This window comes from Puniceibacterium confluentis (assembly GCF_007923445.1).
Taxonomy (GTDB): domain Bacteria; phylum Pseudomonadota; class Alphaproteobacteria; order Rhodobacterales; family Rhodobacteraceae; genus Puniceibacterium; species Puniceibacterium confluentis.
This window is the reverse complement of record NZ_VOJI01000002.1, coordinates 133775-148121: the sequence shown is the minus strand read 5'-3', so window position 1 is coordinate 148121 and position 14347 is coordinate 133775. Positions and strand designations below refer to the sequence as shown.

The 14347-nt window shown below is 66.3% G+C and carries 10 protein-coding genes; 8 read left to right on the top strand and 2 right to left on the bottom strand.

Features of this window, described 5'->3' with window-relative positions:
• Window position 1 precedes the first annotated feature (1 nt).
• The 7 genes from FOY53_RS03345 to FOY53_RS03315 all read left to right on the top strand — a co-directional run bounded on the left by FOY53_RS03345 (window position 2) and on the right by FOY53_RS03315 (window position 10651).
• Window positions 2-424, top strand: coding sequence for a PaaI family thioesterase (locus FOY53_RS03345; RefSeq protein WP_146585715.1), 423 nt, complete (start codon window positions 2-4; stop codon window positions 422-424).
• Window positions 421-1218 (top strand): oxepin-CoA hydrolase, alternative type, encoded by a 798-nt coding sequence (locus FOY53_RS03340; RefSeq protein WP_146585713.1) that lies wholly within the window; start codon window positions 421-423, stop codon window positions 1216-1218. Before FOY53_RS03345 ends, FOY53_RS03340 begins: the two co-directional genes overlap by 4 nt.
• Window positions 1215-2237, top strand: coding sequence for an NAD(P)H-dependent flavin oxidoreductase (locus tag FOY53_RS03335; RefSeq protein ID WP_146585711.1), 1023 nt, complete (start codon window positions 1215-1217; stop codon window positions 2235-2237). Before FOY53_RS03340 ends, FOY53_RS03335 begins: the two co-directional genes overlap by 4 nt.
• The gene (locus tag FOY53_RS03330) at window positions 2234-3760 is read left to right on the top strand and encodes a class I adenylate-forming enzyme family protein (RefSeq protein WP_342783955.1); all 1527 of its coding nucleotides are present in this window, start codon (window positions 2234-2236) and stop codon (window positions 3758-3760) included. The genes FOY53_RS03335 and FOY53_RS03330 overlap by 4 nt, the downstream gene beginning before the upstream one ends.
• 253 nt (window positions 3761-4013) lie before the next feature.
• A complete protein-coding gene (locus tag FOY53_RS03325) occupies window positions 4014-7364 on the top strand; it encodes a transglutaminase family protein (RefSeq protein WP_146585709.1) in 3351 nt (1116 codons plus the stop codon).
• A gap of 16 nt (window positions 7365-7380) precedes the next feature.
• Entirely contained in the window at window positions 7381-9765 is a 2385-nt protein-coding gene (locus FOY53_RS03320; RefSeq protein ID WP_246107266.1) for a circularly permuted type 2 ATP-grasp protein, read from the top strand.
• A 4-nt stretch (window positions 9766-9769) separates the two neighbouring features.
• The gene (locus FOY53_RS03315; RefSeq protein ID WP_146585707.1) at window positions 9770-10651 is read left to right on the top strand and encodes a transglutaminase family protein; all 882 of its coding nucleotides are present in this window, start codon (window positions 9770-9772) and stop codon (window positions 10649-10651) included.
• A gap of 320 nt (window positions 10652-10971) precedes the next feature.
• Here FOY53_RS03315 and FOY53_RS03310 read toward each other — a convergent pair whose 3' ends face one another.
• A complete protein-coding gene (locus tag FOY53_RS03310) occupies window positions 10972-12024 on the bottom strand; it encodes an ABC transporter ATP-binding protein (protein ID WP_146585705.1) in 1053 nt (350 codons plus the stop codon).
• A 3-nt stretch (window positions 12025-12027) separates the two neighbouring features.
• A complete protein-coding gene (locus FOY53_RS03305; RefSeq protein WP_146585703.1) occupies window positions 12028-12846 on the bottom strand; it encodes an IclR family transcriptional regulator in 819 nt (272 codons plus the stop codon).
• Between the two features lie 148 nt (window positions 12847-12994).
• Here FOY53_RS03305 and FOY53_RS03300 point away from each other — a divergent pair, with 148 nt between their 5' ends.
• Window positions 12995-14248: an ABC transporter substrate-binding protein gene (locus FOY53_RS03300; RefSeq protein ID WP_439332535.1), complete on the top strand. Its 1254-nt coding sequence runs from the start codon at window positions 12995-12997 to the stop codon at window positions 14246-14248.
• Window positions 14249-14347: the final 99 nt, after the last annotated feature.

The following is a 14347-nucleotide window of genomic DNA, read 5'->3' as shown; positions in this document are numbered from 1 at the left end:
CATGACGCTGATCGAGGGCGAAACCGGCACCCAGCGATCACTGGGCTATGTCATCGACGTCGGCCAGCCGGATGGCTGCGCACGCGTCTGGCTGGATCTGGACGAGGACCATACCAACCGGCATCTGGTGCTGCATGGCGGCATCGCCAGCCTGCTGCTGGACAGTGCGATGGGCGCGACCGGCAGTCTGACGGTAGACCCGGCGGGCCGCGCGCCGTTTCTGACGGTGTCGATGACCACGCAGTTTCTGGCCGCCGCGCGGGCCGGGCAGCGCGTGACGGCCACCGGCACGGTGACCGGCGGCGGGCGGTCGCTGCTGTTCATCGCCGGCGAACTGGTGGCCGACGACGGCACCCTGATCGCAACCGCCACCGGCGTGTTCAAGCGCGTGCCACAGGACAAGTTGAGAGAGGCGGCAACATGACTCCACGTGCCTTTGTGCAGGATCTGGGCGACCGTCTGGTGGTGGTCAACGCCTTTCCGGAGCGGCGCAATCCCCTGAGCCCGGAGTTGTATGCCGCGATCCTGGACGCGACGGCGCGCGCCGGGGCCGAGGACCGGATCACGTCGGTCATCCTGTGGGGGCAGGGCGGGTTCTTCTGCGCGGGCGGCGATCTCAACGTGCTGTCCGAACGCAGCACGCTGAGCGAGGCCGAGCGCCGCGGGCATATCGACGCGTTGCACGCCGTGATCCATGCGCTGCGCGACTGTCCCAAGCCGGTGATCGCGGCGGTGGACGGCGGTGCCGCGGGCGCCGGAGTGTCGCTGGCCTTTGCCTGCGATTTCATCCTGGCGGCCGAAGACGCATGGTTTACAGCCGCTTACGTCAAGGCGGGACTGGTGCCGGATGGTGGTCTGACCGGCACGTTGTCGGATGCCCTGCCGCGTGCGGTCGTGGCCCGCATGACACTGCTCGGCGAACCGGTCGCGGCTCAGCGGCTGTTTGATCTGGGCGCGGTGTCGGACCTTGCCCCGCCGTCTGGATCCCGGGCGGCGGCCCTGGCGCTGGCGGACCGGATCGCCGCCGGACCCGGCGTTGCAATGCAGCGGATCAAGCGGTTGTTGTCGACCGCCCGGCATGTCGATCTGCCGACGCAGATGAACCATGAGCGCGATGCCATGGCCGCGGCGCTGGGCTCGGAGGAGGCATCCGAAGGCATCCGCGCCTTTCTGGAAAAGCGCCGCCCCGATTTCAAGTCGCTGAGGGCGCGGCCATGATCCCCGCCGATCCCGCCTTCGAGACGCCGCTGACCCGGACGTTTGACCTGCGGCTGCCGCTGGTGGCCGGAGGCCTGATGTGGTTGTCGGATGCAGACTATGTCGCGGCGGGCGCGCGGGCCGGGGTGCTGTCGTTCCTGACCGCCGCAAGCTTTCCGGAACCGGCGGCGCTGCGGGCGCAGATCCGGCGCTGCCGCGATCTGGCCGGGGGCCATGCCTTTGGCGTCAACGTGTCGATGCTGCCCAAGCTGGTGCCGGGGGAAAAGACCGCGGATGTGTTCCGCCTGATCGCCGACGAGGGCGTGACGGTGGTCGAGACATCGGGGCGCAATCCCGAGGAATACCTGCCGGTTCTGAAGGACGCAGGCATCACCGTGATCCACAAGGTGCCTTCGCTGCGGTTCGCACAGAAGGCACAGGCGATCGGCGTCGATATGGTGGCGATCGTCGGCGCCGAATGTGGTGGCCATCCGGGCATGGATCTGGTCGGCACCATGGTCAATGTCGGTCTGGCCGAGCGACGGCTCACCATCCCGTTCCTGCTGGGCGGCGGCATCGGCGCGGGCAGTCAGATTGTCGCGGCACTGGCGGGCGGGGCTGCCGGCGTGGTCATCGGCACCCGGTTGCTGGGCGCGGACGAGATTGCCGCGCATGACGACTACAAGGCGGCGCTGGTGGCGGCCGGAGAGCGTGACACGGCGCTGACCATGGGGTCGGTGCGCAACACCATCCGCACCTTGAAGAACCAGACCACCGCCATTGTCACCGCTCTGGAGGCAGAGACTCCGGATATCGGGATCGAGGCGCTGCTGCCGCATGTCGCCGGTACAATCGGTCGGCGGGCTTATGAGACCGGCGATACATCCCACGGCATGTTGTCGGCCGGGCAGGCGCTGGGGCTGCTGGAGCGCACCGCACCGCTGGCGGATATCATCGCACAACTGGAGCAAGAGGCGCTCGCGGCACTGGCCCGGCTGCGCCCGCAGGCCCGGATTTCCCGACAGGAGGCTGCACAATGACGGCGATGAACCGGATACATGAACTGCTGGACCGCAACGCGAGGGCGTACCCGGCACAGACAGCCGTGATCGACGGCGATGGCCGCCGGGTGGACTGGGCGGACTACGCGCAACAGACCGTCGCCTGTGCTGACCTCATGACTCTGCTCGGGGTCAGAGGCGGCGACCGGGTGCTGGTGGTGGCCGAGAACTGTCTTGCGGTGGCGGTGGCGATCTATGCTGCCAGTCGCCTCGGTGCCTGGGTGGTGCCGGTGAATGCCCGCATGGCTGCGCACGAGCTGGAAAAGATCGTGGCGCATGCGGATCCGGCACTGGTGATGTTCACCAGCGCCGTGTCGCAGGAGGCGCTGGACCATGCGGAGCGTCTGGGCGCCGAGGTGGCGCAGACCGGCGCCGGGCGGGTGCATCTGCTGGCGCGGCAGGGGGCGAGCCGCGAAGTGACGGCCGCCGGACCCGACGGCATAGCGGTGCTGCTCTATACCACCGGCACCACCGGTGATCCCAAGGGGGTGATGTTGAGCCACGGCAACCTGCTGTTCGCGGCGCAGGCGTCGGCGGTGTTGCGCGATCTGGGGCCCGGCGACCGGGTCTATGGCGCCCTGCCGCTGAGCCATGTGTTCGGCGTCGCGTCGATGCTGATGGCCTCGGCACATGCGGGGGCGACGGTGCAGCTTGCGGCGCGGTTCAGCCCGGGGGCGCTTTATCAGGCGCTGCGTGACGGGGTGACGGTTCTGCCGGCGGTCCCGCAGATGCACGCGCTGCTCATGGCCTATGCGGTTGAGAACGGGCACGACACACTGGACAGCCCGGCCCTGCGCTATGTGTCCTCGGGGGCGGCGCCGCTGGATCCGGCCTGGAAGCGTCGGGCCGAAAGCTTCTACGGGATCGCGTTGCAGAACGGTTATGGCATGACCGAAAGCACGGCTGGCGTGTCCGGGACACGCAACCCGCCCGGGCTGGCAGATATCAGCGTGGGCCCGGCCTTGCCCGGCGTCGAGATTGCGCTGGACCCGTCGATGGGCGGTGAGCCGGGCGTGGGCGAGGTCCTGACCCGGGGCCCGCATGTGATGAAGGGCTATTTCCGCAACCCCGCTGAAACCACCAAAGTGGTTGACGCCGACGGCTGGCTGCGCACCGGAGACCTTGGAAAGATTGACGAAAACCAGCATCTGCATATCGTCGGGCGCTGCAAGGAACTGATCATCCGGGGTGGGTTCAACGTTTACCCGCCCGAGGTCGAGGCCGCGCTGAACGACCATCCGGCGGTGGTGCAGTCGGCGGTGATCGGGCGCGTCACCGAGGGTGGAAACGAAGACATCCTGGCGTTTGTCCAGGTGACCCGGCCGGGCGCAGTCGAAGTGACGGAGTTGAAGGCGTTCGTGGCCGGTCGGCTGTCGAACTACAAGCGTCCCAGCCGCATTCTTCTGGTTGCGTCGCTGCCCGCCTCGGCGTCGGGCAAGATCCTCAAGCACAAGCTGCTCAGTCACTTTGCCGATGAGCTGTCCGACCCGCCGAAGATCTGACACGGCGGGAGCGTCCCGGCGTCGGTCACGGTGTCTTTGCCGACGCCCGGGACCGGCCGGACCCTGAAGGGGAAGTCTGCCAGGCTTCGGGACGCCGTGCCTCCGGGCGGGTCGCGCTGACCAATAATCCGGCAAAGCGAAGGGCGGCAAACCGGCAAAAGCCTGCAAAACCGGCATTGTGTCACAATGGGGGGATGCAAATGCCCGATCTACCTGAAATGGTGACCGCAATGATCAGGGGAAGCCGATTCAGATGGCCATTTACGCAAGCATCCACCACCTTACCCACTACAAATACGACCGCAATGTCACCATGGGGCCGCAGATCATCCGGCTGCGCCCGGCGCCCTACAGCCGGACGCGGGTCATTTCGCATTCCCTCAAGGTGTCGCCGCAGCCGCATTTCGTGAACCATCAGCAGGACCCCTATGGCAACTGGCTGGCGCGGTATGTCTTTCCCGAACCGGTGCGGGAGTTCAAGATCGAGGTCGACGTGGTGGCCGATATGTCGGTGTACAACCCCTTCGACTTTTTCGTCGAGGATAAGGCGGAATTCTATCCCTTCGCCTATCCCGCGGAACTGGTGGACGATCTGTCCATCTACCGGCGGGCCGAGCCCGCGACCCCGATGCTGGCCGATTTCATCAAGCAGATCCCGACAGAAAAGACCCGCATCGTCGACTGGCTGGTGATGCTGAACGCCAAGGTCGCCGGCGACATCGAATACACCATCCGGATGGAGGCGGGGGTACAGACACCCGAGGAGACTCTGCAAAAGGCGCTGGGGTCGTGCCGCGATTCAAGCTGGCTTCTGGTCAATGTGCTGCGCCATCTGGGCCTCGCGGCGCGGTTCGTGTCGGGCTACCTCATCCAGCTGAAACCGGACCTGGATGCGCTGGACGGGCCGTCGGGAACGGATCACGACTTTACCGACCTGCACGCCTGGGTCGAAGTCTATCTGCCCGGCGCGGGCTGGATCGGGCTGGATCCGACGTCGGGCCTGTTTGCCGGCGAATCGCACATTCCGCTCGCCGCGACGCCGCACTACCAGAATGCCGCGCCGATCTCGGGCGGTTATCAGGCCGCGGGCACGCCGCAGGTGGAGTTCGAATTTGACATGTCGGTGACCCGCGTCGCCGAACATCCTCGCATCACCAAACCGTTCTCCGAGCAAAGCTGGCAGCGCCTGAATGCGCTGGGCAAGCAGGTCGACACCGCGCTCGAGACCGGCGATGTGCGCCTCACCATGGGGGGCGAGCCGACGTTTGTGTCAATCGACGACTACGAGAGCGCCGAGTGGAACACTGCCGCCGTCGGCCCGACCAAACGCGGGCTCGCCGATCAGCTGATCCGCCGTCTGCGCGACCGCTTTGCGCCCGGCGGTTTCCTGCATTACGGGCAGGGCAAATGGTACCCGGGCGAGACGCTGCCGCGCTGGACCTTCTCGCTGTACTGGCGCAAGGACAACAAGCCGATCTGGGCCGATGCCGATCTGGTGGCGCTGGAAAATGCCGAGACCGGGGCGGATGCGGAAAAGGCCGGGCAGTTCATTGCCCAGTTTGCCGAAGAGCTGGGCATCGCGCCGGACATGGCCGTGCCCGCCTACGAGGATCCCGCCGAATGGATCATCAAGGAAGGCAACCTGCCCGAGAACGTCACGCCGGAAAATTCAAAGCTGAAGGACCCCGAGGAGCGCTATCGCATCGCGCGGGTGTTTGCGCGCGGTCTGACCGAACCGTCGGGCTTTGTGCTGCCGATCCAGCGCTGGCAGTCCAGGGCGTCGGGACGCAAGTGGCGCAGCGAAAAGTGGAACCTGCGGCGCGGGCATATCTACCTCGTCCCCGGGGACAGTCCCGTTGGCTACCGTATTCCGCTGGGGGCGCTGCCCCATGTGCCGCCCGCCGCCTATCCCTATACCTACATCACCGATCCCAGCAGTCCGCGCGACCCGCTGCCCGACTATGATCAGGGCGACCCCGGCACCCCCGAAGTTTCGGCGGACCGCAAGCAGCCGGTGTCGGCTCCGGCGGAACAGAAGGCGGTGCAGGACGTGATCGAGCAGGAGCTTGGCCCGGTCGGCGGGGCAGTGCGCACCGCGATGACGGTCGAACCGCGCGATGGCAAGCTCTGCGTGTTCATGCCGCCGGTCGAAGACGTCGAGGATTATCTCGACCTCATCGCCGCCGCCGAGCGCACGGCCAGGAAGATGGGCCTGCCGATCCATATCGAAGGCTATGCGCCGCCGCACGATCCGCGCATCAACGTGATCCGCGTCGCCCCGGACCCCGGGGTGATCGAGGTGAACATCCACCCGGCGGACAACTGGGACGATGTCGTCGCCACCACCGAAGCCATCTATGAAGAAGCGCGCCAGTGCCGTCTGGGTGCCGACAAGTTCATGATCGACGGCCGCCACACCGGCACCGGCGGTGGCAACCACGTGGTTGTCGGTGGCGCGACGCCCAACGACAGCCCGTTCCTGCGCCGCCCCGATCTGCTGAAATCGCTGATCCTGACCTGGCAGCGGCATCCGTCGCTGTCCTATCTGTTTGCCGGCCTGTTCATCGGTCCGACCAGTCAGGCGCCCCGGATCGACGAGGCGCGGCATGACACGCTTTATGAGCTCGAGATCGCGCTGAGCCAGATTCCGGACCCGAGCACCGGCACGCCGCCGCCGCCCTGGCTGGTGGACCGGCTGCTGCGCAACATGTTGACGGATGTCACCGGCAACACCCATCGCGCCGAGATCTGCATCGACAAGCTGTTCTCGCCCGATGGGCCCACAGGGCGGTTGGGTCTCGTCGAATTCCGCGGCTTCGAGATGCCGCCGGATCCGAAGATGAGCCTTGCGCAGCAGGTGCTGATCCGGGCGATCATCGCGCGCTGCTGGAATGCGCCGATCCATGGCACGCCGGTGCGCTGGGGCACGGAACTGCATGACCGCTACATGCTGCCGCACTTCCTTTGGCAGGATTTCATGGATCTGCTGAAGGATCTCGACACCCACGGATTCAAGCTGGACCCGGAGTGGTTCGTGGCGCAGTCCGAGTTCCGGTTTCCGTTCTGCGGACAGGTTGAATATGAAGGTGCGCATCTGGAAATCCGGCAGGCGCTGGAGCCCTGGCACGTGCTGGGGGAAACCGGTGCAATCGGCGGCACAGTGCGCTATACCGATTCATCTGTCGAAAGGATGCAGGTGAAGCTGACGTGTTCCAATCCCGAACGGTATGGCGTGACCTGCAACGGTCGCGCGGTGCCGCTGCGCCGGACCGACACCAGCGGTGTGTCGGTGGCGGGCGTGCGGTTCAAGGCCTGGCAGCCAGCCGAGGCGCTGCACCCGACGCTGCCTGTCGATGCGCCGCTCACCTTTGACATCTTTGACAAATGGTCGGGCCGCGCCCTGGGTGGCTGTGTCTATCATGTGGCGCACCCGGGTGGGCGCAACTATGAGACCTTTCCGGTCAATGGCAACGAGGCCGAGGCCCGTCGGCTGGCCCGCTTCGAGCCGCTGGGCCATACGCCGGGCGCCTACTGGCCGCCGCAGGATCAGACCCATCCCGAGTTCCCGATGACGCTGGACCTGCGTCGGGCACCGGGCATCTGAACCGGTGACCGTCGGTGTGGCAAGCGAACACGACCCTGTCGCCGCGCTGATCCGCGGGTATCGCGTGCCACCCGGCGTCTCGGACGAGATGATCGGCGCGGACGGGCAGCCGCGCCCGGTCTGGCGCCCCTTCCTCCAGCGCTTTGCCCGGCTCTCGGCCGAAGACATTGCCCGCCGGTTCAACCGGGGCGACCGGTATCTGCGCGACGCCGGCGTGTTCTTTCGTCACTACCGCGAGGAAGGCTCGACCGAACGGGACTGGCCGCTGAGCCATGTTCCGGTGCTGCTGGCCGAAGCCGAATGGAAACAGATCAGCGCCGGGCTGCGGCAACGGGCGGATCTGCTGGAACGGGTGGTTGCGGATCTTTATGGCCCCGGCGATCTGGTCCGGCGCGGCATGTTGCCCACCGAACTGGTGGCGGGCAACCCGGCCTGGCTGCGCCCGATGGTCGGCATCAACCCGCCTTCGGGGCATTTCCTGAACTTTGTCGCCTTTGAACTGGGCCGCAACCCGGATGGGTCGTGGTTTGTTCTCGGGGACCGGACCGAAGCACCGTCGGGGGCGGGGTTCGCGCTGGAAAACCGGGTGGCGACGATGCGCGCCTTTTCGGATCCGTTTCCGCATGGCACCATCCACCGGTTGTCGGAATTCTTTCGTGAATTCCGCGAGGTGTTGCAGGGGTTTGACTCGCAACCCGAAAGCCGTGCCGCAATCCTGACTGCCGGCATCGGCACCGAGACCTATTTCGAACATGCCTATATCGCCCGGTTTCTCGGGATGATGCTGCTAGAGGGCGAGGATCTGGTGGTCGAGCAGGGGCGCACCATGGTGCGCACGGTGGCGGGCAACAAACCGGTGTCCGTGCTCTGGCGGCGGATGGACGCGGCGTTTGTCGATCCGCTGGAACTGAACGACAAGAGCCAGATCGGCACACCCGGGCTGGTGAACTCGATCCGCTCGGGCCATTTGTCGACGGTCAATGCGCTGGGCACCGGCGTGTTGCAGACGCGGGCGTTTCTGGCATTCCTGCCGCGGATCGCGCGGGAACTTCTGGGCCAGCCGCTCGCGATTCCCAACATCGCCACCTGGTGGTGCGGTGCGCCGAAGGAGCGCGCCTATGTGCAGGCACAATCGCACCGCATGACCATCGGCAATGCATTGGCACAGGACCTGCCGTTCGAGGTCGAAGACCGCACCATCATCGCCGGCCGGTTTCCGGACGGGCGGTTTGCCGATATCTCTGAACAACTGGCGGCGCAGGGCGGCGGGCTGGTCGGGCAGGAGGCGGTGAGCCTGTCGACAACACCGGTGTACGAGCATGGCCAGCTGGTGCCGCGACCGGTGATGCTGCGGGTGTTTGCGGCGCGCACCGCGCAGGGCTGGTCGGTCATGCCGGGAGGCTACGCCCGCATCGGCCCCAGTGGGGACGCCACGGCGCTGGCCCTGCGGCGCGGCGGCTCGGTGGCCGATGTCTGGATCGTCTCGGACCGCGCTGTGCCGGCAGACCGGTTTTCCACTGTCGACCGGCAGTTCCAGCGTGCCACCCCGAGCCTGCTGCCCAGCCGGGCGGCCGACAACCTGTACTGGATGGGGCGTTATGTGGAGCGCGCCGAAGGGCTGATCCGTCTGGTGCGCTCGTACCACATGCGGCTGGCCGAAACCGGGGTGCCCGATGATCCGCGTGTGGCGCGCATCGCCAGCTATCTGAAACGCACCGGGATCAGTCTGGACCAGCCGGTCCCGGGCGAGATCCTCGAGCAGCTGCGCAGCGCCATCCGCTGCGCCGCCAAGGTGCGCGACCGGTTCTCGATTGACGGCTGGCTGGCGCTGCGTTCGCTCGAGGCGGATATCGCCGGCGCCCGGGTGCCGATGGCCGGCGACGAGGCGGCGCGGGCGATGAGCTTCATGCTGCGCGGTACGGCCGGCTTCGGCGGTCTGGTGCATGACAACATGTACCGGTTTGTCGGCTGGCGGTTTCTGAGCATCGGGCGGGCGCTGGAACGGGCGCAGGCCATGGCCTGGATGCTGGCGGATTTTGCCGCACCCACCGCGCCGGAAGGCAGTTTTGACATTGCGATCGAGGTCGGGGATTCGGTGATGACGCACCGCCGCCGCTATCTGATCGAGACCAACCGCAACACCGTCATCGACTTGCTGGCGCTGGACCACCGCAACCCCCGGTCGGTACGCTATCAGGTCAGTTCGGTCCGGCGCCTGGTCGCCGAACTGCCCGGGGCCGAAGTCAACGGCGAGCTGTCGGAACTGGCCCGCGCGATCCTGCGGATCGAAACCCGTCTTTCCGTCGCCGATCCGGCGCGGCTGGACACCGACCGGCTGAATGCGACAGCCCGTTCGCTTGGGCGGATCTCGGACCTTCTGACCCGGACCTATCTGACGTGACGCCATGTTGTATGACATAAGCCTTTCGATCAGCTACACCTATGCCGCCCCCTCGGTGCAGGCGCGCAACGTGCTGCGGGTGCTGCCGCTGAACCGCCCCAACGAACAGCGGCGGCTGTCCGGCGAGGTGAGTTTTGAGCCGCGGCCGCAGGAGCGGGCCGACTGGACCGATTTCTTTGGCAACGCCATCACCGAAATCGGGTTTCAGCAACCGCTGACCCGGCTGACCGTGCATTTGAAATCCCGGGTCGAGCGGATGGCGCGGCCCCCCCAGCTGGACCTGTCGCCGAACCGGCGGCGTCTGGCCGAGGAACTGGCCGCCATGCCCGGACTTGCGCCCGACAGCCCGCACCACTATCTCGCGCCGTCCCCCCGGGTGAGTTTCGACGCTTCGATCACCCGGTTCGTCGGCAGCATTCTGCGCGAGGGCGGCACCGTGCTGGCGGCGATGTGCGACGTCGGGCGCGCACTGCACCGGGAGATGCGCTTTGATGCCGAGGCGACGGATGTGAACACGGCGCCGTCGGACTCGTTTCGCAACCGTCATGGTGTCTGCCAGGACTTCAGTCATATCATGATCGCCGGGCTGCGGGCGCATGGCATCCCGGCGGGCTATGTCAGTGGTTTCCTGCGCACCGAGCCGCCCCGGGGGCAACCCCGGCTGGAAGGGGCGGATGCGATGCACGCCTGGGTCCGGGTCTGGTGCGGCGCGGAACTGGGCTGGGTCGAGTATGACCCGACCAACGACCTGATGGTCGGCGCTGACCACGTGAGCGTGGCCGTCGGCCGGGATTACTCCGACGTGGCACCGCTCAAGGGGGCGGTGCGCTCGTCCGGCGGGCAGAAAAGCCGCCATGCCGTGGACATGGTGCCTCTGGCGGAGTGAGCATCGCGGCAACGGCCCGGTGCCGCCGACGGGGACAGCCGCGGTCTCGGGTCGTGGGCGCACCAGGGACCCGGCTGCCATTCCGCCCGATGTGAAACACCGATGTGAAGCATCTTCGGGCCATGCCGAACCGGACCCTTGGCAAGGCCTTGCGCCTGCCGGGAAACAGGACAGCTTGGACCAGGGCGATTGCGGTTCTATGTGCTTGGAATACCTGACTGGATAGCCCCCGGAAAAGGGCGGGTGCCGGGCCGGAGCCCGTGGTGTCGCTCAGGGGCGCCGAGAAACGGCCGCCGCGCTGCCGGGCGGCGGCCGGAGGGTCAGCGCAGGCGCTTGCCGCTGTTGGCGTCGAAAAACAGCACCTTGCCGGGGTCCACCGTCACCCCAAGGCTGTCACCTGTCCGCGACCGGGTGTCGCCCCGTTCCTCGACAAGAAGCTTTTCGCCGCCCGGCGTCAGAAGATGGGCATAGGACACACCGCCCAGGCTCTCTGTCAGGTCCACCGTCAGCGGCCCATCCCGGGACACCGAAAGATGTTCGGGGCGCAGGCCGACCTCGATCTGCTGGCCGCTGCGGGCCGAGGCGGGCGCGGGCAGGGTCAGATCCAGGCCGGGCAGGCTGACCCCTGCGGACGTCACCGTTCCGGACAGGAAATTCATCGCCGGTGAGCCGATGAACCCGGCGACGAACCGGTTGTCGGGATCGCGGTAAAGATCCATCGGCGCGCCGACCTGTTCGATATGGCCGCCGCGCAGCACCACGATCTTGTCCGCCAGGGTCATCGCTTCGACCTGATCGTGCGTCACATAGATCATGGTGGCGCCGATTTCCTTGTGCAGACGCGCGATCTCGACCCGCATTTCCACCCGCAACTCGGCGTCGAGGTTCGACAGCGGCTCGTCGAACAGGAACACCTCGGGGCCGCGCACGATGGCCCGCCCGATGCTGACGCGCTGGCGCTGGCCACCGGACAACGCGGCGGGCTTGCGGTTGAGGTAGGGATCCAGCTTGAGGATACGGCTGGCCTCGGCCACCTTTTCGCGGATCTCGGCCTTGGGGTGTTTGTTCATCCTGAGCCCGAAGCCCATGTTCTCTTCGACCGTCATGTGCGGATAGAGCGCGTAGGTCTGGAACACCATCGCCACGCCGCGCTCTGCCGGATCCAGCCGGGTCACATCACGGGCGCCGATGGCGATCCGGCCGGCGGTTGTCTCTTCGAGACCGGCGACCATGCGCAGCAAGGTCGACTTGCCGCAGCCCGACGGGCCGACGAAGACGCAGAATTCTCCGTCGTCGATGGCGAGGTCGATGCCGTGGATCACCTCAACTTCGCCATAGCGCTTGGTCGCGCCGCTCAGTGTCACTTGAGACATGTTTCAGGCTCCTCCCTGATGTCGTGTGTCGGATTGCGGAAAGGCCCAGGTCTGCGCCTCCTGCGCGATGTTCCGGGCCGTTGTCGTCAGCTGTGGCGCCAGTTCGCCCAGCCGGGCAATGTCGGTGCGTGCCGTGGTCGAGGTGACCGACAGGGCGCCCAGCACCCGCCCGCCTGCGGTCAGGACAGGCACGGCGACACAGATGATTCCCGGCTCGTGTTCCTCGTTGTCAAAGCCATAGCCGCGGGCGCGGATCGCCGTCAGCTCAACCCGCAGCGTTTCGGCGTCACAGAAGGTGTGTTCGGTAAACCGGTGCCAGGACTGCTGCTTAAGCGCGCGGTCCAGCTCGTCGCCCGGCAGATGTGCCAGCATCACCTTGCCGACGCCGGTGCAATAGGCCGGGCCGACCTTGCCGGCCTGGCTGAACATCTCGACTGGCTGGCGGGCATTGCGTTTGTCGACATACAGCACCTGGGCATGGTCGAACTGCGCCAGATGCACGGTTTCCCCGACGCTGGCGCTGAGCTGGTCCAGATGGGTGCGCGCGATCGGCGCCAGCGAGGACTGCGCCCAGGCGGCATGTGCCAGCCGCACCAGGCGGATCCCGGGGACATAGGTTCCGCGATCCGGATCATAGGCCAGCATGCGCTGATTGGTGAGCGTCTGCAGGAAACGGTAGAGCGTCGCCTTGGGGTAGGGCGCGTCAGCCAGCAGTTCGGAGAACCGCACCGGTCGCCCGTAAGAGGCCACGCGGTCCAGCACTTCGAGCGCCTTGCCGACCGTGCCATCACCCGCCGTGGTCTGCGCGGTTTCCACTGTCATGACGTTCCTCCGTTTCCGGGCCCTGGGTGACTCGGCTGTTGACAAGCATAGGCGAGTCGGGGTTATGTTTTCAATATACAAAACAAGGTTTCAATAAATGGAACAAAAACGATTTTGGAAACTCTGGGGAGGAGACCCAATGACACCCATGTTCAGAACCACAGCCGCCGCGCTGGCGCTCGGCTTTGCCACAGCGCCGATGGCCTTCGCCGAGGCACATGCCCTGTCGGGCGACCTTGTGATCTTTTCGGATATGTCCAACCCGGCGCCGCGCGCGGTCATGGAGGGGATGGTGGCCCGCTTTGGCGAAATGCACCCCGACCTCAATGTCGAGCTGACGGTGATCGACCGCGAGGCGTTCAAGACGCAGATCCGCAACTTCCTCACCGCCAACGCGCCGGATGTGACCAACTGGTACGCGGCAAACCGCATGCGGCCCTATGTGAGCGCGGACCTGTTTGACGATATCTCGGACCTGTGGGCCGAGCCTGAAATCGCGGACAACCTGGCCTCGACAAAGGGCGCGATGACGCTGGATGGCAAGCAGTGGGGCGTGCCCTATACCTACTACCAGTGGGGCGTTTACTATCGCAAAGACATCTTTGATCAGTACGGCCTGACCGAGCCCGCCACCTGGGCCGAGGAAAAGGCCAACTGCCAGACCCTGCTCGACAATGGTGTGAAGTGTTACACCATTGGCACCAAGTTCCTGTGGACGGCGGGCGGCTGGTTTGACTACCTCAACATGCGCACCAACGGCTACGACTTCCACGCGGCGCTCACCAATGGCGAGGAAAGCTGGACCTCGGACCAAGTGCGCGCGACCTTTGCCAACTGGCGCGAGCTGATCGACATGGGCGCCTTCATCGACAACCACCAGTCCTATTCCTGGCAGGAGGCGCTGCCGTTCATGGTCAACGGCGATGCCGCGGCCTACCTGATGGGCAATTTCGCCGTCGCACCGCTGCGCGAGGCCGGGCTTGATGACGACAAGCTGGATTTCTACCAGTTCGTGCGCATCAACCCCGACGTGGCGCTGGCCGAGGATGCCCCCACCGACACGTTCCACATCCCGACCAATGCCAGGAACAAGGAGGCCGCGCGTGCCTTCCTGCGCTTTGTGGTGTCAGCCGAAAACCAGACCATCATCAACGCGGGGGATGCGCTGGGCCAGCTGCCGGTGAATGCGGCGTCGTCGGTGGATGACGACAAGTTCCTCAAGCAGGGCTTCGAAATGCTCTCGTCCAACAGCCCGGGCGGCGTGGCGCAGTTCTTCGACCGCGATGCCCCGGCGGAAATGGCCGCGGTGGCGATGGAAGGCTTTCAGGAGTTCATGGTGATCCCGGACAACCTCGAGGACATCCTGCAGCGGCTCGAAAGCGCGCGCTCCAGCATCTACTGATCAGGTGGGGCGGGGCACCCCCGCCCTGCGGCGCGTCCGGGCCGGATGTGTCCGGGCGGGTATTGCCCGCCGGACCGCCGCTGCCCGGACCCCGACTCC